Source organism: Streptomyces sp. NPDC031466 (assembly GCF_055581265.1).
In genome coordinates this window covers 566716-589668 of sequence record NZ_JBVIJT010000002.1, presented here as the reverse complement: position 1 = coordinate 589668, position 22953 = coordinate 566716, and the positions used below count along the sequence as shown (strand labels likewise).

The 22953-nt window shown below is 73.2% G+C and carries 25 protein-coding genes; 11 read left to right on the top strand and 14 right to left on the bottom strand.

Going from position 1 to position 22953, the window contains the following annotated elements:
• The first annotated feature begins 106 nt into the window (after positions 1–106).
• From ACZ5GP_RS05500 to ACZ5GP_RS05490, 3 genes are all read left to right on the top strand, one after another.
• Positions 107–1009, top strand: coding sequence for a glycerophosphodiester phosphodiesterase (locus ACZ5GP_RS05500; protein ID WP_468749517.1), 903 nt, complete (start codon positions 107–109; stop codon positions 1007–1009).
• 50 nt (positions 1010–1059) lie between these two features.
• Complete coding sequence (locus ACZ5GP_RS05495; protein ID WP_468749516.1) at positions 1060–1605, top strand: methylated-DNA--[protein]-cysteine S-methyltransferase; 546 nt, start codon at positions 1060–1062, stop codon at positions 1603–1605.
• 114 nt (positions 1606–1719) lie between these two features.
• Positions 1720–2988: an MFS transporter gene (locus ACZ5GP_RS05490; protein WP_468749515.1), complete on the top strand. Its 1269-nt coding sequence runs from the start codon at positions 1720–1722 to the stop codon at positions 2986–2988.
• A 45-nt stretch (positions 2989–3033) separates the two neighbouring features.
• Here ACZ5GP_RS05490 and ACZ5GP_RS05485 read toward each other — a convergent pair whose 3' ends face one another.
• Positions 3034–3399, bottom strand: coding sequence for a cupin domain-containing protein (locus ACZ5GP_RS05485; protein ID WP_468749514.1), 366 nt, complete (start codon positions 3397–3399; stop codon positions 3034–3036).
• 66 nt (positions 3400–3465) lie between these two features.
• Positions 3466–3900, bottom strand: a complete 435-nt coding sequence (locus ACZ5GP_RS05480) for a VOC family protein (protein WP_468749513.1) — start codon at positions 3898–3900, stop codon at positions 3466–3468.
• Between the two features lie 95 nt (positions 3901–3995).
• On the opposite strand from ACZ5GP_RS05480, the gene ACZ5GP_RS05475 reads away from it, so the two are divergent.
• Both ACZ5GP_RS05475 and ACZ5GP_RS05470 read left to right on the top strand, forming a co-directional pair.
• Positions 3996–4907, top strand: a complete 912-nt coding sequence (locus ACZ5GP_RS05475) for a pseudouridine-5'-phosphate glycosidase (RefSeq protein ID WP_468749512.1) — start codon at positions 3996–3998, stop codon at positions 4905–4907.
• Positions 4908–4914: 7 nt separating this feature from the next.
• A complete protein-coding gene (locus ACZ5GP_RS05470; protein ID WP_468749511.1) occupies positions 4915–5820 on the top strand; it encodes a carbohydrate kinase family protein in 906 nt (301 codons plus the stop codon).
• Between the two features lie 424 nt (positions 5821–6244).
• Here ACZ5GP_RS05470 and ACZ5GP_RS05465 read toward each other — a convergent pair whose 3' ends face one another.
• A complete protein-coding gene (locus ACZ5GP_RS05465; RefSeq protein ID WP_468749510.1) occupies positions 6245–7075 on the bottom strand; it encodes a methyltransferase domain-containing protein in 831 nt (276 codons plus the stop codon).
• Positions 7076–7222: 147 nt separating this feature from the next.
• Here ACZ5GP_RS05465 and ACZ5GP_RS05460 point away from each other — a divergent pair, with 147 nt between their 5' ends.
• Entirely contained in the window at positions 7223–8368 is a 1146-nt protein-coding gene (locus ACZ5GP_RS05460) for a magnesium and cobalt transport protein CorA (protein ID WP_468749509.1), read from the top strand.
• Positions 8369–8426: 58 nt separating this feature from the next.
• Here the strand turns inward: ACZ5GP_RS05460 and ACZ5GP_RS05455 are convergent, their stop codons facing one another.
• From ACZ5GP_RS05455 to ACZ5GP_RS05445, 3 genes are all read right to left on the bottom strand, one after another.
• Positions 8427–8846 (bottom strand): CBS domain-containing protein, encoded by a 420-nt coding sequence (locus ACZ5GP_RS05455; RefSeq protein ID WP_468749508.1) that lies wholly within the window; start codon positions 8844–8846, stop codon positions 8427–8429.
• A gap of 115 nt (positions 8847–8961) precedes the next feature.
• Positions 8962–9390 (bottom strand): PPOX class F420-dependent oxidoreductase, encoded by a 429-nt coding sequence (locus ACZ5GP_RS05450; RefSeq protein ID WP_468749507.1) that lies wholly within the window; start codon positions 9388–9390, stop codon positions 8962–8964.
• A gap of 60 nt (positions 9391–9450) precedes the next feature.
• On the bottom strand, positions 9451–10083 hold the full coding sequence (locus tag ACZ5GP_RS05445) for a nucleoside/nucleotide kinase family protein (RefSeq protein WP_468749506.1): 633 nt from the start codon (positions 10081–10083) through the stop codon (positions 9451–9453).
• Between the two features lie 248 nt (positions 10084–10331).
• Here ACZ5GP_RS05445 and ACZ5GP_RS05440 point away from each other — a divergent pair, with 248 nt between their 5' ends.
• A complete protein-coding gene (locus tag ACZ5GP_RS05440) occupies positions 10332–10811 on the top strand; it encodes an anthrone oxygenase family protein (RefSeq protein ID WP_468749505.1) in 480 nt (159 codons plus the stop codon).
• A gap of 47 nt (positions 10812–10858) precedes the next feature.
• Here ACZ5GP_RS05440 and ACZ5GP_RS05435 read toward each other — a convergent pair whose 3' ends face one another.
• Genes ACZ5GP_RS05435 through ACZ5GP_RS05425 form a run of 3 tightly spaced genes read right to left on the bottom strand, consistent with a single transcriptional unit; the run spans position 10859 to position 12888 of the window.
• The gene (locus tag ACZ5GP_RS05435; RefSeq protein ID WP_468749504.1) at positions 10859–11656 is read right to left on the bottom strand and encodes an SAM-dependent methyltransferase; all 798 of its coding nucleotides are present in this window, start codon (positions 11654–11656) and stop codon (positions 10859–10861) included.
• A gap of 49 nt (positions 11657–11705) precedes the next feature.
• Positions 11706–12026: a DUF397 domain-containing protein gene (locus ACZ5GP_RS05430; RefSeq protein WP_358586364.1), complete on the bottom strand. Its 321-nt coding sequence runs from the start codon at positions 12024–12026 to the stop codon at positions 11706–11708.
• 1 nt (position 12027) lies between these two features.
• Positions 12028–12888: a helix-turn-helix domain-containing protein gene (locus tag ACZ5GP_RS05425; RefSeq protein WP_468749503.1), complete on the bottom strand. Its 861-nt coding sequence runs from the start codon at positions 12886–12888 to the stop codon at positions 12028–12030.
• 227 nt (positions 12889–13115) lie between these two features.
• Between ACZ5GP_RS05425 and ACZ5GP_RS05420 the strand changes: the two genes are divergently transcribed.
• Together ACZ5GP_RS05420 and ACZ5GP_RS05415 are read left to right on the top strand one after the other, a co-directional pair.
• A complete protein-coding gene (locus ACZ5GP_RS05420) occupies positions 13116–13544 on the top strand; it encodes an ATP-binding protein (RefSeq protein WP_358586360.1) in 429 nt (142 codons plus the stop codon).
• Positions 13545–13852: 308 nt separating this feature from the next.
• Positions 13853–14284 carry a hypothetical protein gene (locus ACZ5GP_RS05415; protein WP_468749502.1) on the top strand — a complete coding sequence of 144 codons (432 nt, stop codon included), beginning with the start codon at positions 13853–13855 and terminating at the stop codon, positions 14282–14284.
• A 35-nt stretch (positions 14285–14319) separates the two neighbouring features.
• On the opposite strand, the gene ACZ5GP_RS05410 is transcribed toward ACZ5GP_RS05415, so the two are convergent.
• The 3 genes from ACZ5GP_RS05410 to ACZ5GP_RS05400 all read right to left on the bottom strand — a co-directional run bounded on the left by ACZ5GP_RS05410 (position 14320) and on the right by ACZ5GP_RS05400 (position 16631).
• Positions 14320–14508 carry a hypothetical protein gene (locus ACZ5GP_RS05410; RefSeq protein WP_468749689.1) on the bottom strand — a complete coding sequence of 63 codons (189 nt, stop codon included), beginning with the start codon at positions 14506–14508 and terminating at the stop codon, positions 14320–14322.
• Between the two features lie 192 nt (positions 14509–14700).
• Positions 14701–15384: a DUF899 domain-containing protein gene (locus ACZ5GP_RS05405; RefSeq protein ID WP_468749501.1), complete on the bottom strand. Its 684-nt coding sequence runs from the start codon at positions 15382–15384 to the stop codon at positions 14701–14703.
• Between the two features lie 161 nt (positions 15385–15545).
• Positions 15546–16631, bottom strand: a complete 1086-nt coding sequence (locus tag ACZ5GP_RS05400) for a phosphatidylinositol-specific phospholipase C domain-containing protein (protein WP_468749500.1) — start codon at positions 16629–16631, stop codon at positions 15546–15548.
• 292 nt (positions 16632–16923) lie between these two features.
• Here ACZ5GP_RS05400 and ACZ5GP_RS05395 point away from each other — a divergent pair, with 292 nt between their 5' ends.
• A complete protein-coding gene (locus ACZ5GP_RS05395; protein ID WP_468749499.1) occupies positions 16924–17418 on the top strand; it encodes a DUF3574 domain-containing protein in 495 nt (164 codons plus the stop codon).
• A gap of 150 nt (positions 17419–17568) precedes the next feature.
• Positions 17569–18153: a DUF4291 domain-containing protein gene (locus tag ACZ5GP_RS05390; RefSeq protein WP_468749498.1), complete on the top strand. Its 585-nt coding sequence runs from the start codon at positions 17569–17571 to the stop codon at positions 18151–18153.
• Between the two features lie 7 nt (positions 18154–18160).
• Here ACZ5GP_RS05390 and ACZ5GP_RS05385 read toward each other — a convergent pair whose 3' ends face one another.
• Both ACZ5GP_RS05385 and ACZ5GP_RS05380 read right to left on the bottom strand, forming a co-directional pair.
• On the bottom strand, positions 18161–19681 hold the full coding sequence (locus ACZ5GP_RS05385; protein WP_468749688.1) for an SWIM zinc finger family protein: 1521 nt from the start codon (positions 19679–19681) through the stop codon (positions 18161–18163).
• 44 nt (positions 19682–19725) lie between these two features.
• On the bottom strand, positions 19726–22890 hold the full coding sequence (locus ACZ5GP_RS05380; RefSeq protein ID WP_468749687.1) for a DEAD/DEAH box helicase: 3165 nt from the start codon (positions 22888–22890) through the stop codon (positions 19726–19728).
• Positions 22891–22953 lie beyond the last annotated feature (63 nt).

The following is a 22953-nucleotide window of genomic DNA, read 5'->3' as shown; positions in this document are numbered from 1 at the left end:
GACTTCGGCGCCTCCGTTCAACGTGTGGCCATCCTGCACCTGTTTTCCGTTGGCCGTGGACTGTCACTCTCGACCGGTCCGCGATCTCACGACGCGAGGAGTACCCGTGTACGCACGCGCTGCCGCTGTCACCACCGCCGCCCTCCTGGGTGCCGGTGCGCTCGTCATCCCCGCCGCTCCCGCCTCCGCCTCCGCCCGTACTCCTGCGGCGGCGCACACGGCAGACCACGACAGACCGCTGGTCGTGGCTCACCGCGGGGCCTCCGCCTACGCCCCGGAGAACACCCTGGCGGCCATCGACAAGGCCCGCGACATGGGTTTCCGCTGGGTCGAGAACGACGTCCAGCGCACCAAGGACGGCGAACTCGTGATCATGCACGACGACAACCTGAAGCGGACGACGAACGTCGAGGAGGTCTTCCCCGGCCGCGCCCCGTGGAAGGTCGCGGACTTCACCGCCGCGGAGATCGCGCGGCTCGACGCGGGCAGCTGGTTCAGCCCGAAGTACGCGGGTGAGCGGGTGCCGACCCTCAAGCAGTACATGCGCCGGGTCTCGCACAACCACCAGAAGCTCGTCTTCGAGTTCAAGAAGCCCGAGCTCTACCCGGGCATCGAGAAGCAGGGCCTCCAGGTGCTGCGCGACACGGGTTGGCTCGACAAGCACCACGTCAAGAGCAAGCTCGTCGTCCAGAGCTTCAGCGCCGACAGCGTGCGGACCGTGCACGCCCTGCGGCCCGACGTGAAGACGGGCTTCCTCGGCACTCCGTCGGTCGCCGACCTGCCCGCGTACGCGGAGTTCTCCGACCAGATCAACTCGACGCACACCTCCATCTCCGCTCCCTACGTCGCCGCGATCCACGCGCTCAAGGGCCCGCACGGCAAGCCCCTGGAGATCTTCACGTGGACCGTCAACGACACCGCCGGCGCGGTGCGTGCCGCGAGCTTCGGTGTGGACGGGATCATCAGCAACGCGCCCGACGTCGTCCGCAGGGCGCTGGAGGACGACTGAGGCACCGCTCGGCGAACGCGTTGTCAGTGGGCGGTCGTACGGTGGTCGGCATGAACGAGGACCAGCGTCAGGCCGTGTGGGCCGTCGTCGGCAGCGACATCGGCCCCCTGCTGCTCGCCGCGACCGGTGAGGGGCTCGTCATGGTGGCCTTCCACGCCACGGACGACGTGCGGGACAGGACTGTGGAGCGGCTGGGCACCCGGCTCGGCGCCGAGCCGCTCCACGCGCCGGACTCCCCCCTGCTCGCCGAGCCGATACGCCAGCTCGCGGCCTACTTCGCGGGCGAGCGGCGCGACTTCGAGCTGCCGCTGGACTGGTCGCTGATCTCCGGCTTCAACCGCCAGGTGCTGCGGGAGCTGGCCGCCGGCGTCCCGTACGGGTCGGTGGTCGGCTACGGAGACCTGGCCCGGCGCGTCGGCCAGCCGGGCGCGGCGCAGGCCGTCGGCGTCGCGATGGGCTCCAATCCCCTGCCGGTCGTGGTGCCGTGCCACCGCGTGGTGGAGAGCGACGGGGGCATCGGCGGCTTCGGCGGAGGCCTGGAGACCAAGCGGCGACTGCTCGCGCTGGAGGGGGTCCTTCCGCAGCCGCTGTTCTGAGGCCACGGAGGGGCGCTCTCGCCGGCCCGCCCCGAGGGACGGCGGGATGCTCGCGCGGTGCTGTGCCGGCGTAACCCTGTTCCGTGTCCCTCGCGCCCCTGGCACACTGCGTCAGTGACCAACACCGTCGACGCCCCTGACATACCCGCGCCGGAGTCGCTGCCCGCCTTGCGGCGCCGCACGACCGCAGTGCTGATGACCAGTCAGATGCTGGGCGGGCTCGGGATACCGATCGGCATCGCGCTGGCGCCGGTGCTCGCCACCGAGGTGAGCGGGACGGAGGCGCTGTCGGGCCTCGCGCCCACCGCGTCCGTGGCCGGCACGGCCCTGCTCTCGCTGCCGCTCGCCGCGCTGATGACCTCACGCGGACGGCGTGCGGGGCTCGTCCTCGCGTATGTGATCGGCGCGTTCGGCGCGGGGCTCGTGGTGCTGGCGTCGGTCGTCGGGAGTTTCGCGCTGCTGCTGCTCGGCATGGCCGCGTTCGGCGCGGGCTCGCTGGCCAATCTGCAGGCCCGGTTCGCCGCGGCCGACCTGGCCGAGCCCGAGCGGCGGGGCCGCGCCATCTCGCTCGTCATCTGGGCCACGACCATCGGCTCGGTGCTCGGCCCGAACATCGCCGCGCCCACGAGCCGCGCCTTCTCCGGCACCTCCATCCCCGAGGAGGCAGGGCCGTTCCTCTTCGCCGCCGGGATCTTCGCCGTCGCCGCGCTGGTGGTGGCGGTGCTGCTGCGCCCCGACCCGCTGCTCACCGCCCGCGCCCTGGCCCCGCGGGAGGACGAGAACGCGCAGAGCCGCTCGCTGCGGGCCGGCGTCGCCGCGGTGGCCGCCTCGCCGATGGCCCGGCTCGCGCTGGTGACGGTGACCGTGTCGCACACGGTGATGGTCTCCATCATGGTGATGACCCCGGTCGACCTGGGACACCACGGGGCGAGCCTGCAACTGGTCGGCCTGGTGATCAGCGGCCACATCGCGGGCATGTACGCGTTCTCGCCGGTGATGGGCTGGCTCGCCGACCGGTTCGGCCGGCTGTCCGTGATCGGCCTGGCGGTGGGGCTGCTGTGCTGCGCGGCACTCCTCGCCGGGACGGCGGGGCCCAGCCACGGCCAGACCGCCGCCGGCCTCTTCCTGCTCGGTCTCGGCTGGTCCGCGGGCCTGGTCTCCGGTTCCGCGCTGCTCACCGACTCGGTGGCACAGCCGGCCCGGGCCGCGGTGCAGGGCCTGTCGGACCTGACGATGAACGCGGCGGCCGGCGTCGGCGGGGCGCTCGCGGGCCTGATCGTCGCCCGGGCGAGCTACGGCTGGCTCAACCTCGTCGGGGTCTGCGTCCTGCTGCCGATGGCCGCGCTCGCCGTCCGCAGGGCGGTGTCGACCGGGAGGGCGTGACCCCCCCGGGCCGGGGCAGGGTCGGGGTCGGAGGCAGGGCCAGGGTCAGGGCAGCGTGATGTGGTACGCCTTGCGCAGCGTCTCGTGCACCGTCCAGGTCGTCCGGTCGCCCTCGCGCAGTACGGCCGCGTCACCGGGGCCGATCTCCAGCGTGTCGCCGCCCTCGACCTCGACGGTGGCGCGGCCGCTGACGACCACGAAGAGTTCGTTCGCCTCGGTGTCGGTGACCACGCCCGGCGTGATCTGCCAGATGCCGCGCAGCTGCTTGCCGTCGGCGGACTCCCACAGCACCTTGCCGGTCACCTCGGGGGCACCGGAAACGATCTGTTCCGGATCGAGCGGCTCGGCCTCCAGTTCCACATCCGGAATATGCACGGCAAAAGACGCAACACTCTGATCATTCGTGGTCATGGCCGGTCACCCTAGCCGGGCGCTCTAAGGGACCCGAACGGGGCCCGCGTGGGGCCCCGGCGGAGGTCAGCTCTCGTCGTAGTGGCGGGCCTCGAAGATGTTCCCGTCCGGATCACGGAAGTAGAAGCTGCTCGGGGCCTTGCCGAGAGCGCCGAAGGCGTCGTGCGAGAAGTCCGACACGGGCGTGCCGTTCTCCTCCAGGCGGGCGCGCAGTGCCTCGAAGTCGGCCTTGGGCAACGCAAGACAGACGTGATTGACGGGGTGGCCCGCGCTCTTCTCGGCGTCCGGAAGGACGCTCATGCGTTCCGCGAACGTCAGCGGGGCGAGGTCGAAAAGGGTCTCCTCATTGACCCGTACGGACGGGAAGGCCGCCTTACCGGCCGTGAACTGCTCGACGCGCAGGGGTGCGAGGCCCACCGTCTTCTCGTAGAAATCGACTGCCGCCAGAGGGTCGCGCACCCACAGCACGATGTGGTCGAGACGGGTCGTGTTATTTGTCATGCCCCAAGGCTGCTGTCCCGCGCGGAGCCCCACAAGGGGGTTTGGCGGGGCGCGCCGCCCGCCAGGGATGAGGGGAGACCCGACTGGCAGGAGGCATGACCGTGTTGGTGGTGTCCGACGAGGTGCGGGCGGCCGTCGTCCGGCGACGCGCCGTGGTGGCCCTGGAGTCCACGATCATCGCGCACGGTCTGCCGCGGCCGCGCAACCTCCAAGTAGCGAAGGAACTCGAGGCGGCCGTGCGCGAGGAGGGCGGCGTCCCCGCGACCGTCGCCGTTCTGGACGGGAGGCCCCACATCGGCCTGGACGCGGGGCAGTTGGAGCGGGTCGCGCGGGGGGACGGCATCCGCAAGCTGGGCCACCGCGATCTGCCGCTCGCCGTGGCGACGGGGGCCAGCGGGGCGACCACGGTGTCGGCGACGGCGTTGCTCGCCGCGCGTGCGGGCGTACGGGTGTTCGCGACCGGCGGGCTCGGCGGCGTGCACCGGGGGTGGGCGGTGACGCAGGACGAGTCGGCGGACCTGGGGCTGCTCGCCCGCACCAGGGTCACGGTGGTGTGCGCGGGCGTGAAGTCGGTCCTGGACGTGGGGGCGACGCTGGAGCGCCTGGAGACGCTGGGGGTCGCGGTGGCCGGGTACCGGACGAACCGTTTCCCCGGCTTCTACCTCGTCGACTCCGGGCACGGCGTGGACTGGACCCTCGACAGTCCCGAGGAGGTCGCCGACGTGATGGGGGCGCAGGACGCGCTCGGTGGGCCCGACGCGGCGCTGATCGTGGCGAACCCTGTGCCGTCCGAGGAGCAGCTCGATCCCGTGCTCCACGCGCGCGTGCTGGACGAAGCGCTGCGGGACTGCGCGGAGCGGGGGATCACGGGGCAGGCGATCACGCCGTTCCTGCTGGACCAGCTGACGCGTCGGACCCGCGGGGCGTCGCTGGAGGCCAACCTCGCGGCGGTCCGGGGCAACGTACGGCTCGCGGGGCGGGTCGCCGCGGCCTGGGCCGGGCGCTGAGGTCCAGGTGGCGACGTACTCGGCCCAGGGTCTGCTCGTCGTCGGGGATGTCGTCACGGACATCGTCGCCCGGCACCGTACGCCGCCGGCGCCGGGCACCGACACGGCCGCCGCCATCCAGACCGTGCCGGGTGGCGCGGGGGCCAATGCGGCGTGTTGGGCCGCGCGTTGGGGCGGGGCGGACGTGCGACTGCTCGGCCGGGTGGGTGCCGACTCCGCCGCGTGGCACGAGGCGGCCCTCACGCGCGCGGGGGTGCGGCCCCGGCTCGTCGTCGACCGGCGGGCGCCGACCGGGACGGTGATCTGCCTGGTGGACGAGGGCGCGGGTGCCGAGCGGACGTTCCTCACGGACAGCGGTGCCGCGCTGCGGCTCTCCCCCGCCGACTGGTCGCCCGAGCTGCTCGACGGCGTGGCCTGGCTGCATCTGTCCGGCTATCTCTTCTTCGCCGGGCCGAGCAGGGCGGCGGCCGGGGCGGCGCTGGCGGCGGCACGCGCGCGTGGCGTGCCGGTGAGCGTCGATCCGGCGTCGGCGGGGTTCCTCGGGAAGCTGGGCGTGGAACGGTTCCTCGCGGCGGCGGAAGGGGTCACGGTGCTGCTGCCCAGCCGGGACGAGGCGGTACTGCTCACCGGGCTCTCCGCCGCGGCGGACGCGGCGGTGGCGCTCAGCCGCCGGTTTCCCGTGGTGGCGGTCACCTCGGGCGCCGAGGGGGCGGTGGTGGCCCGGGGTGGCGAGCTGGTCGGGCGGGTTGCCGCGGTGCCCGCGCGGGTGCGGGACACGACGGGCGCGGGTGACGCGTTCACCGGGGCGTTCCTCGCCTCGCGGCTGGCGGGGGCGGGGCTCCTGGAGGCGGCGGCGGAAGGCTGCCGGGCGGGCGGCGAGGCGGTGGGGAGGATCGGGGGACGCCCGGGCTGAGGAGCGCGTACGTCATCGCCACCCAGCACCGACTGCCCTCGCGCCGGCCGTCATACGCGTCGCTGCACCACGCCCCTGCGCCACCCGTCATACGCGTCGCTGCACCACGCCCCTGCGCCAGTCGACCCCCCGTGCCCCCCTGGCGCCGCGTCACGGCTCCCCCGCACTCCTGCGCCCGTGGACCGCGTCGAGCTGAGCGGAGGCGGACGCCAGGCAGCTCTCCCACGCTCCAGAGCGAGCAGTTCCCCCGCCCCTGCGCGCATCACCCCACGCTCTTGCCGCACATGGCTCCTGCCGCCTGCCCAAGCCGTTCCCCCGCACCCCTGCGCCGGCCGGTTCCCCACCCTTACGCGCATCGCTCCCCACGCCCCGCGAGGGGCGGTCCCCCGCGCCCCTGGAGGCGCGGGGCGGGGCTTCCCGCGGGCTACTGTTTTCTGCCCCACGCCGAGATCAGCGGCGGGGTGGCCACGTCCAAGGCGTGGGTGGCGATGTCGGACAGGTGACCGTCGATGTCCTCCGGGGTCGCCAGGCCCGCCGCGACCAGATCCGGGCGGAGCTGCTGGAGCGTCGCGGTCTCCAGGGCCGCGCAGGCCGGCGAGGCCAGCGGGAAGTACGCGTCGGACTCCACCTGGCGCAGGCCGGCCTCGCGCAGCAGGCGGGGCAGCCGGCGGCCGTACGCGAGGTCGGTGCCGCGCCCGGCCAGCAGCGTGCGCACGGCGTGGCGCAGCCGGTTGGCCGTCTCCTGCGCGGGGCCGTACTCGTCGGGGCAGGCCAGCGGCTGGAGCGCGGGGTCGGCCTCCTCGATCAGGAGTCTGCCGCCGGGCCGCAGCGCCCTGAGCATCGACTTCAGGGCGCGCTCCTGGTCGGCGACGTCGGCCAGGACGAGCCGGGCGTGCACCAGGTCGAAGGATTCGATGGGCGGCGGGTCGGCGGCGACGTCGTGCGTGCGCACCGCGAGAGGTGAGCGCGCGGCCCGGGTCTGCCAGGAGATGTCGATGTCCGTCGCGAGCACCCTGCCGGTGGGGCCGACCCGCTTGGCGAGCCAGGAGATCACCGAGGTGCCGCCCGCGCCCACCTCCCAGCAGCGCCAGCCGGGTCCGATGCCGAGGCGTTCGATGTGCCCGAACGTCGTGCGGTCGAAGAGGGCGGCGTAGGCGGCGAAGTCCTGCTTCGCCTGGGCCTGGCGGGCGTCGGAGAGCTGACGGGGGTCGGGGAGCTGCCGAGGGTCGAGGAGGTGGCCGTCGATTCGCGTCATGACCGAATTATCACAGTTGTTCCGCTTGCTCCCGGTAGGCAGAACCGGACATTCCGGAGTGGAATGCTCCGTTCCCACAGGCACCGGCAGAGGCGGCGACCGCCCTGGCAGACTGGCACGTCACGTCATCAGCGCGAGGAGCCCCACATGTCGATGACAGGCAACCTGCGGAAAGTCGGAAGCCTGGGCAAGGCCGGAGGTCTGCGGAAGGTCGGCGGCCTGCGCAGAGTGGCCCGCCTGGGCCGGCGCGGCGCGCGCGTCGACCTGAGCCACCCGGCCCGCTCCCCGCTGGGCTCCTCGGTGGTGAACTGCGTGACGTACCGCAAGGGGGTGCGCAGGACGGCGGGCCGGGACCTGGTCGAGTCCGTGGAGGCCGTCCGCAAGTCCGACGACGGCTTCGTCTGGCTGGGGCTGCACGAGCCGACGGAGCAGGAGTTCGCGGGCGTCGCCGACCTCTTCGACCTGCATCCGCTCGCCGTGGAGGACGCGGTGCACGCGCACCAACGCCCGAAGGTGGAGCGGTACGACCACACGCTCTTCGCCGTCTTCAAGACCGTCTGTTACGTGGAACACACCGAGCTGACCGCGACCAGCGAGGTCGTGGACACCGGCGAGATCATGGTCTTCGTCGGCCGTGACTTCGTCATCACGGTCCGGCACGGCAGGCACGGCTCGCTCGGCCCGCTGCGCGAGGAGCTGGAGGCCTCTCCCGAGCAGCTGGCGCAGGGTCCGGCCGCCGTGCTGCACGCGATCGCGGACCAGGTCGTGGACGACTACCTCGCGGCGACGGACGCGGTGCAGTCGGACATAGACCAGGTCGAGATGGCCGTCTTCGCCCCGGACGGCGAGCGGCTCGACCCCGGCCGCATCTACCAGCTCAAGCGCGAACTGCTGGAGCTGAAGCGGGCGGTGGTGCCGCTGGGCCGCCCGCTCCAAGTGCTTGCCACCCAGCCGATGCGGGTCATCGCCCCGGAGATACAGGCGTACTTCCGAGACGTGGACGACCACCTGAAGCGGGCCACCGAGCAGATCGCCGCCTTCGACGAGTTGCTGAACTCGATCCTCCAGGCGCACCTGGCCCAGGTGTCCGTCGCGCAGAACGAGGACATGCGGAAGATCACCGCTTGGGCGGCGGTCGTCGCGGTGCCGACGATGGTCTGCGGCATGTACGGCATGAACTTCGATCACATGCCGGAACTGCACTGGCGGTTCGGCTATCCGCTGATCATGAGCCTGGTCGCGACGGCCTGCCTGGCGCTGTACCGGGGGTTCCGGCGCAGCGGCTGGCTATGACCCTGCCGGTCGGCCAGGCCCGGCTTCGGGCGGTCGGTCCGGAGCGGGGGCCGACCGGCTAGCCCTTGGCGTACACGCTCTCGACCCAGCCCGCGAGCTGGTCCTCGTTGAGGTGCTTGGCCAGGTCGGCCTCGCTGATCATGCCGACGAGCCGCTTGTTCTCGATCACCGGCAGGCGGCGGATCTGATGGCCCTGCATCTCCCGCAGGACCTCGTCGACGTCGGCGCCCGAGTCGATCCAGCGCGGGGTGCCCTTGGCCAGGGAGCCGGCGGTCACCTGCGAGGGGTCGTGCCCCATGGCCACGCAGCCGATCACGATGTCGCGGTCGGTGAGAATGCCGCAGAGCCGTTCGCTCTCGTCGGCGATGGGCAGCGCGCCCACGTCGAGTCGGCGCATCAGCTGGGCGGCGCGGTCCAAGGTCTCGTGCTCGGGGATCCACTGGGCGCCCCGGTGCATGATGTCTCCGGCGGTGGTCATCGGTACCTCCCGTGCCGGGCGGTGTCCGGAGCGGCGCGAGCGCGCCGATGGTCCCGGCGCCCTTCATTCTCGTGGCGCCTTCGACGCCCCGCATCCGGAGAGCCGGGCGGGGACCCTAGGGCGCGAACGTCAGGATCTTGTGCGGGATCACCCGGACGATGACCCGGATCTCGTCGTCCTTCTCCGCCGGCGGATCGACGCCCAGGTACTTGTGCGACAGCTCGTGCGGGAGCCGCTTCCCCTCGTCCGGCAGGATCTCGGCGACGCCGCGGATCTCGGCCGAGGAGTAGGGGTTCGCGAGGTCGTAGACCGAGACGCTGATACGGGGGTCGCGTTCGAGGTTGCGGACCTTCTGGCGGCCGGCGGTGGCGGAGAACAGCACGGCGTCGCCGTCCCGCTTGATCCACACGACGGAGTTGTGCGGCGCACCGCCGGGGCCGAGCGTGGCGACGCTGGCGAAGTTCTTCGCGTCGAGCAGAGCGCGGACGGATTCGCCTATGGCTACGGGGCGGGGGTTCACGTTGGGGTTCGGGTTCGGCGTCATGATCGCACCCTATCTATATGCACATGCATATAGATAGGGGTTTCGGAGAACTGGTCGGGGTCAGCCGCTCCACGCCGGATGGAGCGGGTCGTCGGCCCGCACCACCACGTCAGCCGTGGCGGCGGGGTCCGCCTCCTCCTCGTACCGCTCGAAGGCCGGAAGCGTCCAACGGTCCGCCTCCGGCGTGCGCCGCCGCAGGGCGCCCGCCGAGAGACGTACGTGCACCGTCAGGTCGAAGGGGAACCAGTGGCCGAGCAGCAGCGGGCCGTGCAGCAACAGTACGCCGGTGGGCGGCAGTTCGACGTAGGCGCTGCGGGTCGCCCGGTCGCTCGCCGGGTCCCAGAGGTCGGGCAGGACACGGCCGGTGCCGTCCGGATCCAGCGGCCCGATCACCTCGCGCCACAGGGCGCCGGTGTCGAACCACCCGCTGTAGTACGCCTCCACGTCGTGGCGCCCGTACTCCAGCCGCACCGAGGCGGGCCGCAGGAACCCCTCCTCGTCGACCACGAGCGAGGTCCGGCCGCGCAGGCGCAGCGCGTCACTCACCCGCCGCGCCAGTTCGCCGGTGCCGCTCGCGGGCGCCCCGTCCACGGCGACGCGGGGCCAGGGGCTCCCGTCGGCCGGTTTCAGGTCGAACAGGCGGTCGGCGAGGGTGTCGGCCAGGCGTTCCCAGGTGATCGGTTCGAGTCGCACGGACCCATGATGCCGTCAGGCCCCGGCGGCCCTTCCCGGCGATCCCGGGGGCGGCTGCGCCCGACCGGCCCAGGACGGGCGGAACGCCCCCCTTGCGCCCGCCAGAGACGCCCGCGTATGCCCGCGCGCTCGGCACGTATGGCGCTCGGTGGGCCCGCGCAATTGACTTGTGGTGGCACGGGGCGCCGTGCAGGATCACTCGCGGCCCGCCGTCCGACGTAACGGCCCTATTCATCGCGGGAGTTGCCATGATCGACGGACCGTATTTCGTCCTCACCGTGCTCGGGGCGCTCGCCTGCGGCCTCGTCGCCGGGGTCTTCGCCGCGTTCTCGACCTTCGTGATGAAGGGGCTGGCCGCGCTGCCCCCGGCGCGGGGCATCGCCGCGATGAACTCGATCAACGTCACCGCCGTCGGGCCGGTGTTCATGACCCTGTTCCTGGGGGCGACGGGGCTCTGCGCGGTGCTCGCCGTCGTGACGTTCGTGCTCTGGCCGCAGGACGGCACCGCCGAGCTGCTGCTCGGGTGCGCGCTGCATCTGTTCGGGTCGTTCGGCGTGACCGTCGTCGCGCATGTCCCGCGCAACGAGGCCCTCGCCGAGGTGGACCCCGACAGCGAGGAAGGCGCGGCGTACTGGCGTGGTTACGTCCGTGAGTGGACCGCCTGGAACCACGTCCGCGGCATCGCCTCCCTCGCGGCGTCGGCGTGTTTCCTGCTCGCCCTGACGTGAACCCGGCCCGCCTGCCCGTCGCGGCTCGCCAGGCCCGCCGCCCCGCCTCAGACCTTGCGGCCCACCGCCCCGTACCCGGGCGTGGGGCCCTGGCCCGTGTCCGGCGCCCGCTCGCCCAGTTCCGGCTTCCACCGGTCGATGACCGTCACTCCGGGGTCCACCATCTCGTACCCCTCGAAGAAGCGCTCCACCTCGGCGCGGGTGCGCAGGGCCAGCGTCATGCCGCGCGCCTTGTAGAGCTCCGCGGCCTGCCGCGCGGTGTCCGGGGTGAAGTCGCCCGTGCCGTGCGACAACAGCAGGTGGCTGCCGGCGGGCAGGGCCCGCATCAGCCGTTCCACCAGGTCGTAGGCGCCGTCCTCGTCCGAGATGAAGTGCAGCAGCGCGACGAGCGACAGGGCGACGGGCCGGTCGAGGTCGAGGGTCCGCGAGGCCTCTTCGAGGATCTTCCCGGGCTCGCGGAAGTCCGCCTGGATGTACTCGGTGACGCCCTGCGGCGTGGAGCGGAGCAACGCCTCGGCGTGGGCGAGGACGATGGGGTCGTTGTCGCAGTAGACGACGCGCGTCTCGGGGGCGATGCCCTGGGCGATCTGATGGAGGTTCGGCTCGGTCGGTATGCCCGTGCCGATGTCGAGGAACTGCCGTACGCCCTGCGTGGCGAGCCAGCGCGTGGCACGCTGCATGAACGCGCGGTTGGCCCGCGCCGTCGTCAGGACCCGCCCGTCCATGGCGACGAGCTGACGGCCCATCTCCTCGTCGACCGGGTAGTTGTCCTTGCCGCCCAGGAACCAGTCGTACATCCGTGCGGGGTGCGGCTTGCTGGTGTCGATGTACGACGGGTCCGTCATGCGTACTCCAGACGTCGGCGGCGGAGGGGTGGACGGGCGGGAGCAGGGGTCAGGAGAGCAGGAAGTCCGCTTCGCCCGCCTTCGCTCCCTGGATGAACGCGTTGATCTCCCCGTGCGTGTAGATGAGCGCGGGGCCGTCGGGATCGGCGGACTGACGCACCGCCACCCTGCCGTCGGCCAACTTCATGGCCTCCAGGCAGTTGCCGCCGTTGCCGCCGCTCCACGGCTTGTGCCAGCCGTCGTTGCCGAGGTCGCGGGCGGGCATGCCGTTGTAGATGCGGGACTCCCCGCGCGACTCGGTGCGCGAGTCGTCGCGGGCTCCGGGGGAACGCGGACCGGCTGGGCGGCTTCCGGCTCGGTGTCGGTCCATGTCACAGCTCCTTGCGGACGTCCCGGAGGATGTCCTTCGTGCGTTGTGCCGTGGCGGCCTGCGCCGCCATGCGGTCCATGACCTCCAGGTGGGTTGCCACCTCTTTGCGCGCGTCCAGGTAGACGGCGCCGGTCAGGTACTCGCTGTAGACCATGTCGGGCAGCTCCGCCATGGCGAAGCGGAAGAGCACGAACGGTCCGTACGTTCCGGGGTGCGGGCCCGCCGCGAACGGCGCGACCTGCAAGGTCACATGGGGCATCTCGGTCGCTTCGAGCAGCCGGTCGAGCTGCTCGCGCATCACCTCGGGACCGCCCACCGGCCTGCGCAGCGCGGTCTCGTCCATCACCACCCACAACCGGGGCGCGTCCTTACGGGTCAGCAGCGCCTGACGCTCCATGCGCAGCGCCACGTACCGCTCGATGTCCGCGGGCCGGGTCTGGCCGATGGCGCCGGAGCGCATCACGCCGCGCGCGTACTCCTCGGTCTGGAGCAGACCGGGCACGAAGTGCGGCTCGTAGGACCTGATGAGGCTGGCGGCGCCCTCCAGGCTGACGTACATGCTGAACCAGCCCGGCAGGATGTCGTGGAACCGCTGCCACCAGCCCGGTTTGTTGGCCTCCTCGGCGAGGGCCACGAAGGATTCGGCCTCGTCGTCGGGGACGCCGTAGGCCTTCAGGAGCAGCTGGAGGTACGGGATCTTCAGCGCGACCTCGGCCGTCTCCATGCGGCGCACGGTGGCGGGGGCGACGCGCAGGACCTTCGCCGCCTCCTCGCGCTTCAGGCCGGCGCTCTCGCGCAGGTCTTGCAGGCGACGACCGAGAACGACCTGGCCGACGGTCGGCGCGGACCGCGGTTCGCTCACGTCTCCTACCTCCACCCGACTCCGCTTGCCAACTCACACCCCGCCGAGAGTTGTTGTCAGCAGTGTGCCATGCGGCGCCTCGGAGGAACACGCCACTGTGCACTTTTCAGAGTGGGTCTTGCCAAGGTGTTCTGGGCGGGGCGATAGTGGAGAGCGTGACTCCGCCCGCGCCGTTAGGAACCGAAGCCGCCGAAGGCCGTCTTGGTGTTCTCACCGAGCATCCGCCTGTGAGCGTTGCCGAGGTCTGCGTCAGTTTCGCTCTCGTCCCACGACCCGGCTCCGTAGCTCAGGCCAGACGGCTGATGCTCACGCGGCTCGGCGAGTGGGCGGTGCGGGACGACGACGCCTGCGACGCGGCGGCACTCGTCCTCTCCGAACTGGTCACCAATGCCGTGGTGCACACCGCGAGCCGGCGGATCATCTGCGAGATATGCGCGGACACGGAGAAGCTGCGAATAGCCGTGCGTGACGAAGGCTGCGGTTCAGGGATGCCGCGCCCGGTGCACAGGGGGGCCGACGAGGAGCACGGGAGGGGATTGCTTCTCGTCGACGCGGTGAGCAGTGCGTGGGGCGTCCACGACGCGGGGCCCGGGATCGGGCGAACGGTGTGGGCGGAGTTGCGGCGGACGGCGGCACAGGTGTCGGTGTCCGCGTAGACCTCGGTGGTAGGGCGCGTACGACAACGCGTGCGCGCGGACCGGGCAACGGCGCGTACGACAACGCGTAGGTATGGACCGAGTAGCGGCGCGTGCGGGCACGTACGCGTGAACCTGGTAAGCGGCGCGCACGCCGTGTGCGCGTGGACCGATTGACGGCGCGTACGACTCGTGCGCGTGGACCGAGTGACGGCGTGGCCGGACCAGCTGCGCCGACGCGTGCGGCAACGCGTGCGTGGGGAAACGGGTGAGTCGAGCGTGGCAGTGATGCGGGCGGGGGGCATGTGAGCGCGGGTACGGTGCGGCCGTTGGATCTGAACACCTTGGTCCGGCTCTCCCGGCGGCGTAAGCACGCCGGGGACCTGCCACCGCCGCCCGTGCGGCTCGACCTGCCTGCGGGGATGACCGAACCGCTCGGCTGCGACGCCGTGGCGGTCCCCGCGTCCCTCGGCCCCCGCCTGATGTCCCGACTGCCCCGCGTGGGGTGCGTGTACGAGGACGGGCCGCGCTGGTGGTGGATCGTTCCCGCGGACTCCGACGTCGCCATGGAGTGGCCCGCGCCGGTCGCCTACTCCGCGGGCGCGGTCGTACGGGACGGCGGGCACCGGCCCCCCGTCCTGATCAACCGGCCGGAGGGCGACGTCCCCTACACCCCGCCGATCCCGCTGTACCTGGCGCTGTGCCGGGCGACGGGGACGACTCCGGGGTGGTCGCGGACGGGGCCCGCCCCGCTGCGGTGAACGGAAGTCGGCTCCGGCGCGCCCGGGGACGCGGTTCACGCCAGTGCCGCGCGGGCCTCCCCGGGCTCGCGCACGATCACCAGGAAGGCGTCCGAGGCGAGGTCCATCACGACTTCCGCCCGCTGTCCCTCCTGGCGGCGGGCGCGGGCGAAGTCCTCCGCGGGCCACGAGCCGCGGGGCCCGCCCGCGGGAAACCGCTGCAGCACCACGCGCCGGTTCACCATGTCCGCGTTCACGTTCATGTTCATGTTCGTGCTCATGTTTCCTGTCCCCCGTACGGTTCGTTCGGTTCTGCTGTGGAGAACGCGCGCCGGGCCCCCAAGGGCTCGCGACGTAACCGAACCGACACAGAGTCGAGGCGTTTCCCAGGGTTCTCCCGGGGCCGCGCCCCTCAGTCCTCCCGGGGGCCGGGGCCCTCAGTCCTCGTACTCGTCGTGGTAGCGCACCCGGGCGCTGCCCGCCGGGGCGCCGAGCGCCGACGACCGCCCCCTCGGCTCCTCCCACTCCTCCTGGCGGCCGAGCGCGGTGAGGTCCAGGAGGCTGGTCGTGGAGCCGATGCCGTCCAGGCCCCGGGCGAACGTCGCGTACGTGTGGTGGATCCGGTCCCCGTCGCGCAGGAAGCAGTTGATCGCGGGCACGTCGTACGGCTCCTCGTCGAAGGACGCCTGGAAGTCGTGGTTGAAGTCGCCGCCGTTGGTCGAATACCAGGGCACCGTCCAGCCCATGCGCGCCTTGAAGGTGAGCAGCGCGGTGTACGGCGCGCGGGAGACGGCGACGAAGTTCGTGCCCCGGGCCCGCAGATGCGAGAGGTGCCCGATCTGGTCGAGGAACGCCGAGCAGCTGCGGCAGCCCGCGTCCCACTCCGGGGCGAACATGAAGTGATAGACGATCAGCTGCTCACGGCCGTCGAAGAGGTCGAGCAGGGTCGCCTTCCCGTCGGAGCCGTCGAAGTAGTAGTCCTTGTCGACCTCCACCATCGGCAGTTCGCGGCGCGCGGCGTTGAGCGCGTCGCGCGCGCGGGTGACGGCCTTCTCCCTGGCCAACAATCGCGCGCGTGCGACGAGCCACTCCTCGCGTGTGACGACGTCCGGAAGTCCCATGGTGTGTCTCCTCCACCCTTCGGGCGCGTACTTCGGCGAAGGGTGGACCGGCGGGGTGGGCGGAACTCATCGCCCGTCGGCGAGAAATGCCGGAAAAAGTCGCGGCCTTCCACGCGCCGCAGGTCAGCGCGGTGGCGTACGACCGCGCTGTACGGCGCGGTTCAGCCGCGCGGCAGGACCGTCGAGAGGACCTTCGGCAGCGGGTACCAGTCGGACGACACGATGCTGGCGTGCCGGCGGGCCAGCAGGGCGACCCGCTCCTCGGCCTGCGCCTCGGTGGGGCGGGTCCCGTCGATGGCGGGGGCCACATTGTGGGCGTCGGTCATGACGACGAGATAGCGCCGGTCGGCGTACCACCGCGTGTCGATGCCCCCGCCCGCGTACGCGGCGGCGTCACCGTCGAACACCACGAACCACGGCCGGATCGATGCGTCTGCGTACCGCCCGCGCGGATCGCCCGCCTCCGCGCCCAGCACGGCGGGGAAGGCGGCGGCCCGGTCGAGGCGGCCCGCCGCGGCCAGGTCGCGCAGATGGGTGGCGTACTCCCGGTCGGTCCACAGGGTGTCGGCGGGATTGCCCTGCTCGACGGTGCCGGGTATCAGCTCGACCACGAACTTCCCGGCCAGCTCGGCGCGGCTCGGCCAGCCCTTGTCCCGCACGGCGTCGTCGAGAGTGGCGTGCCCGGAGGCCAGCCGGCCCGGCCGGTACACGGCGTCACCGAGCACGTTCGTCAGGAGCGCGTCGAGGTCGGCGGGGCCGCGCCCGTACCTGCCCTGGAATCCGTCCTTCAGTTCGACCTTCACCAGGACGGGCCGGTGGCCGGGGTGGGCGTCGTGCCAGGCCCGCATGTCCCGCAGGCAGCCGGTGAGGCTCTGGTTGCGGGGTTTGGTGCGCAGTTCGCCGGGGTTCTGGGCGTTCTCGCAGTTGTTGTCGTTGCCGACCGGGTTGCTGTGCGAGACCCGCCAGCCACTGCCGAACACGTTGGTCCAGACGTCCAGTTCGAGCATCGCCGCGCCCGAGTCGAGGGCGTCGGCGAAGTACGGGTACTTCGCCTTCTCGTACGCGTTGTGCAGGCCGACGCCGGTCGTGGCCGCGTACGCGGAGTCCGGCGCGGGGTCCTCGGCGCCGACCGCGGTGCCACTGCCGCCCCCGAGGACGCTCCAGGCGGCGACGGTTCCCACCAGCAGCCCCACCACTTTGCCGCGTACCGCCACGCCCACCGCCCCCTCACGTACCGCTTCCGTCAAGTGAGGGGCACGGTAGGGGAGTCGGGTGACGTGAGGGAAGACGGCGTCTTACGGCTTCGGGCACCCCGGGTCGAGCGTGACACGACTTCGCGCCCTCACCTCGTACTCACCGGGACGGTGGTGGCGGGCGGGACCTCGCGGCGTAGCGCCTGGGGCTAGGCGGGCGAGTCCGCTACGGTGTGCGGCCGACAGGGGACTCCGTCTCTCCCGGACAGGGGTTGCTCACAGGGGGCGCTCACAGGGGGCGCTCACAGGGGGCGACGTCCTCGCCCGCCGCCGAAAGGGACCGCTCATGGCCGCAACCCGCCTCTCCCGCCTCACCCGTACCCGACTCGCCGTGGCCGGCGCCGCGACGGCGGCCCTGGCGGTCGGCGCGCCGGCGGCGTACGCCTCGCTGGACGGCGGGTCACGGCCGTCGTCCTCGGCGGCGGCCGCCGCGCCGACGGTCGCGCGGGGCAAGCCCTTCACGGAGACCCGGCTGTTCTTCGGCACGGAGCGCCCCGACGGCGGCCCGGCGGTCACCGACAAGCAGTTCATGGCCTTCATCGACAAGGAGGTCACGCCGGGCTTTCCCGACGGGCTGACCATCCAGGACGGGCGCGGGCAGTGGCGCGACTCCCACGGCAGGATCGAGCGCGAACGCTCGTACGAACTGATCCTGCTGTACCCGACGGGCGAGGCCCGCAAGCGGGACGCCCTGATCGAGGAGATCCGCAGCGATTACGAGAAGGCGTTCGCGCAGGACTCGGTCGCGCGGCTCGACGAGCGGACCCGGGCCGACTTCTGAGCGGGGCCGACTTCTGAGCGGGGCGGGCTTCTGAGCCGGGCGGGCTGCTGGGCGGGCTTTTGCGCCGGGCGGGCTGCTGAGCCGGGAGGGCTGCCGGACGGGCCGGAATTCGCTGGCGTATCGCCGCCGGTCCCGCCAGGCTGAGCTGCCATGACCCACCAGATCCGCGCCCTGCACACCGACTCGACCATCACCGTCTACCAGGCCTACGACCCCCCGATCGGCATCCCCGCGGCCCGCACCGGCCGCTTCCCCTCCGCCTGGAAACGGGACCGCATGACGTGGATCAAGCCGTCCTTCCTCTGGATGATGTACCGCTGCGGCTGGGCCGTGAAGGAGGGTCAGCAGACGGTTCTGGCCGTGGAGATCACGCGCGAGGGCTTCGACTGGGCGCTGCGCCACGCGTGCCTCTCCCACTACGCGCCCGACGTGCACCCCGACCAGGCCGCCTGGAAACGCGCCCTGCGCGAGTCTCCCGCCCGCGTCCAGTGGGACCCGGAACGCGACCTGCGTCTCACCCCGCTCCCCCACCGCTCCCTGCAGCTGGGCCTGGCGGGCGAGGCGGCCCGCCGCTACGCGGACGAGTGGACGGTGTCGATCACGGACGTCACCGACCGCGCGCACGCGATCCACGCCCTCGTACGCGGCGACGACCTCACCGCGGCCGCGCGGCTCCTCCCCCCGGAACGCCCCTATCCGACGCCCGGCGACCTCTTGGCGCACCTGGCCGCCTGAGACGCCCTCAGCTCCCGAGCACCGCCGTGAGGGCCCCCACCACGTCCATGTCCGCCTCTCCCTCCGGCCACCAGTCGTCCGCGCCCGGGTCGCTTCGGTAGGGGTACCAGCGGCCGTCGTGGCCGTAGCGGAGCTGGCGGGAGGCCTCCTGGTTCGTCAGGGTGTTGTGGTGGATCGTCATCCGGGGGAGGTCCGCCTCGGCCAGGGCACCCCGGGCGCGGTCGAAGGGGCCCGCCGGGGGGTCCCAGGGGGCTTCGAGGACCGCCAGGCCCTCCTCGCCGCCCTGGCGCCAGGCCGCCGCCGCCCGGGAGAGGGCGGCCGGGGTACTGCCCACCGAGCGGGCCAGTGCGGCGAACTGGCGGCTGAAGGTGCGGCGGCCCGTGAGACCGGGGTGGGAGGCCGCGAGGCGGACCGCGTCGTGCCAGGGGGAGGCGGCCGTGAAGGGGTCCGTGCCCGCGGTGAGGAAGGCGTGGGCCCTGGCCGCCGCGTCCGTGATCAGGAACTCCAGCGACGCCGCGTCCGGCGCGCCGGGGAGGGAGGGCAGCACCGGAGGCTCGCCCGGGTGCGGCGGGGGCGGCAGCGGGGCCGGGGGCGCCGGGCGGTACTCCGCGGCCAGCGCGTCCCGGGCCGGGGTGCCGGGGAGGGGTGCGAGGCGGCCCGTCTCCCCGGCCCCGGAGGGGGCGGGCGTGGAGTCGGCCGACGGGCAGGTGACGAAGTTGGGCGCGGCAGGCCCGGGGGTGGACCCGGGCGCGGTGGACCCGGGAGCAGTGGACCCGAGGGCGGGTGAGGCGGGGTCGGTGGCCCCCGAGGCAGTGGATCCGAGGTCAGTCGGCCCGGGCGCGGTGGCCCCCGAGACAGTGGACCCCAAGGCGGTGGACCCGGAGTCGGGCGTGGTGAAGGCGGGTGTGGCGGGGGTCGGCTGTCGTTCCGCCGCCGCCATGCGCGCGTTGCGTCGGGACAGCTCGTCCAGGAGATCCTGCTCCTCGCCGCCGCGCAGCAGCATCAGGACGAAGGGGTCGGCGTCCAGGAGGCGGGCCGTCTGGTAGGCGAGGGCGGCGGCGTGCTTGCAGGGGTGACCCCGGTCCGGGCAGGTGCAGGACGGGGACAGCTCGCGGGCGCCCGGCAGGAGCGGGACGTCCGCGCGGTCCGCCGCCTCGGCCAGCGCGTGCGGCATGTCCTTGTCGAGCAGCGCCGCGATGTGCGCGGGGTCCGTGGCCACCGCGTCCAGGAAGCGGTCCCAGTGGGCGGGGAGCATGGTCCGCAGGCGGATCTCGGCGCGGTAGGGGCGGGGGCGGCTGCCGTGGACGTACGCCACGATGCGGCCCGGCGCGACGGTGATCGTGTCGACCGCTCCCTGGCGGGCGTACGCACGGCCGCGGACCAGACGGGCCCGGTCCAGGGCGCTCTCCTCCAGCGCGTCGATCCACGCGTTCCCCCACCACGACGTGGCGAAGGGCGCGTGGGGGTCGGGGTGGGCGGGCAGGGCGGGGAAGACGCGGCCGCTGCCCATGCGGCTCGTCTCGCTCATCCCGCTCGCCCGGCCGAGGCCGCCGCCCCTAGGCACACGTCCGTTCACGTCGTCCTCCGCAGGGCCACCAGGTCGGCCAGTTCCGCGTCGGACAGCTCGGTGAGCGCGGATTCGCCGCCCTCGCCGAGCACCGCGTCCGCCAACGCCTTCTTCGCAGCCAGGAGTTCGGCGACGCGGTCCTCGACCGTGCCCTCCGTGATCAGGCGGTGCACCTGGACCGGCCGGGTCTGCCCGATGCGGTACGCGCGGTCGGTGGCCTGTTCCTCGACGGCCGGGTTCCACCAGCGGTCGTAGTGGATGACGTGGCCCGCGCGGGTGAGGTTCAGACCGGTGCCGGCCGCCTTCAGCGACAGGAGGAAGACGGGGACCTCGCCCGACTGGAAGCGGTCCACCATCTCCTCGCGGCGCGCGACCGGCGTACCGCCGTGCAGGAGTTGGTTCGCGATGCCCCGGGACGTCAGGTGCGTCTCCAGGAGACGGGCCATCTCCACGTACTGCGTGAAGACCAGGACCGCGCCGGCGCTCTCCGACTCCGTGAGGATCGTGTCGAGGAGCTCGTCGAGCAGCTCCAGCTTGCCGGAGCGGGGGCGCCCCGACCGTGTGGTGAGCGCGCCGTCCTTCAGATACTGCGCCGGGTGGTTGCAGATCTGCTTCAGCGCCATCAGCAGCTTCATCACCAGGCCCCGGCGGGCGATGCCGTCGGAGGCCTCGATGCGGGCCAGCGTCTCGCGCACCACCGCCTCGTAGAGCGAGGTCTGCTCGCGGGTGAGGGTGACCGGGTGGTCGGTCTCGGTCTTCGGGGGCAGTTCCGGGGCGATCCCGGGGTCCGACTTCTTGCGGCGCAGGAGGAAAGGGCGGACCAGACGGGACAGGCGGGCCAGCGCCTCGTCGTTCTCGGCCCTCTCGCCGCCCTCCACCAGGCGCGCGTGCCGGGCGCGGAACGCCTTCAGGGGGCCGAGGAGTCCGGGGGTCGTCCAGTCCAGCAGGGCCCACAGCTCGGAGAGGTTGTTCTCCACGGGGGTGCCGGTGAGCGCGACGCGGGCCGGGGAGGGGATGGTGCGCAGGGCCTTCGCCGTCGCCGCGTGGGGGTTCTTGACGTGCTGCGCCTCGTCGGCGACGACCAGGCCCCAGGGCCGGGCGGCCAGCTCGGGCGCGCTCGTGCGCATCGTGGCGTACGTGGTGAGCACGAAGCCGCCGGTCAGCCCGGCGAGGCTGCGGCCGGGACCGTGGAAGCGGCGCACCGGCACGCCCGGCGCAAAGCGTTCGATCTCGCGCTGCCAGTTGCCGAGCAGTGACGCGGGGCAGACCACGAGCGTCGGGGCGGGGTGCGCCCGGTGGAGGTGGAGGGCGATCAGCGTGATCGTCTTGCCGAGGCCCATGTCGTCGGCGAGGCAGCCGCCGAGGCCGAGCGAGGTCATGCGGTCCAGCCAGGCCAGGCCCCGCAGCTGGTAGTCACGCAGGGTCGCGTGCAGGCCGGGCGGCTGGTCGATGGCGTCGAGGTCGTCCGTCACCCGCTCGCGCAGCCGCGCCAGGGCGCCGATGGGCACGGCGGGCACCTGTTCGCCGTCGACCTCCGCCGTGCCGGTGAGGGCGACGGACAGGGCGTCCACCGGGTCGAGCAGGCCGAGGTCGCGCTTGCGTGCCTTGCGTACGAGTTCGGGGTCGACCAGGACCCACTGGTCGCGCAGGCGGACCACCGGGCGGTGCGCCTCCGCCAGCAGGTCGAGCTCCGCCTCGGTCAGCGGCTCGGTCGGCTGGTCGCCGAACGCCAACTGCCAGCGGAACTGGAGCAGTTGCTCCGTCTTGAAGAAGTCGAAGTTGTCGGCGGCGGTGCCGGGCGCGGGGCGGACGACGGCCGTCGCGGTGAGGCCGCGGGTCAGCTCCCTCGGCCAGTGCACGGCCACCCCCGCCGCGCCGAGCCGGCCGGCCGCCGCGCCCAGCAGGTCGTACAGCTCCTCCTCGCTCAACGGCAGCACGTCGGGGCGCGGCCGCTCCAGCAGGCGGGCGAGCGGCGGCCATACGCGGGCGGCGCGGCGCAGGGCGAGCAGGGTGTCGATCCTGGCCCGCGGGCCGAAGTGGCCGGCGGCGTCCGCCCAGAGTCCGGGCACGTCGGTCACCAGTGAGGGGTCGGCGAGGCTGTGCACCTGGACGACGGCGGCCGCGGGGGCGGCCACCGCCGCGCGGGGCACGCCTTGCGGGGCGTCGCCCCTCTCGCCCCCGGGCGACTCTTGCGCACCGGAGCGGCCTCTTTCGGCCCCTTGGACCCCTTGGGCCTCGGCGCCCGGCGTTTCCTCCGCGTCGGGGCTCGGCTCGTCATCCCCCCGGTCGAACACCTCGTGCGCCCGCAGGTCGAGCCGCAACGACACCCGGACCCCGGCGTCCATGCCGGCCGCGACCTCCGCCGCCCACTCCCGGGCGCCCGGCAGCCGCTGCGGCTCGCGCGCCGCGAAGGGGGCGCCGACCGCGTACGCGGCCGCGGGCGTGCGGGGCAGCGCGTCCACCACCGCGTCCACGAAGGCCCTGACCAGGGCGAATGGCTCTGGCAGCAGCAGCGGGCCGACGCCCGGCAACGGCACGGCGTGCCCCTCGGCGGGCAGGGCCGTGGCGATGGCGCGCAGGTGCGCGACATCGGCCTCGTCCAGCGGGCCCGCCCGCCACGCGTCGAGGTCGCCCGCGGTGAGGCCGGGCAGCAGTCGGCCGCGCGCGGCCAGGTGCAGCGCGTGCCGGGCGGCCGCGGCCCAGCAGGCGGCGGCCGGGTGCGGGTGCGCCGCGCGCAACAGAAGCGGCACGGCCTCGCCCACCGGCAGGAACAGCGCGGGCACGGTGCGGGAGCGGGCGCCCTTGCCGTGCCGACGAGCCACGACAAGCTCACCCCGCCCGGCCCCGGGCACCCCGGCACCCGCCGCGTCCCGCCCGACGCCAGACGCACCCGCGCCAAGACCACCACCCCCGGCACGGGACACCCCCGCCCCAGGACCGTCCGCCCCAGTACCGGACCCACCCGCGCCAAAACCGTCCCGCCCGGCCCCGGGCACCCCGGCACCAGACGCCCCCGCCCCAAGCCTGCCAAGCCCGCCGTCCCCCTCGGCGCACCCCGGAAGCTCTCCCCCGTCCGGCCGCCAGAACGCGACTCGGCCCTCCCTCGGCGCTTCCGCCGGGAGGAAGACCACCGCGCAGGTGCGCACGAGGGAGGCCTGCTCGGGCGTCATCGCCGTCGCCGCCCGCACCGCCTCCGCCGTCATCGCCGCCACCTCCCTCAGCCCCTGCTCACG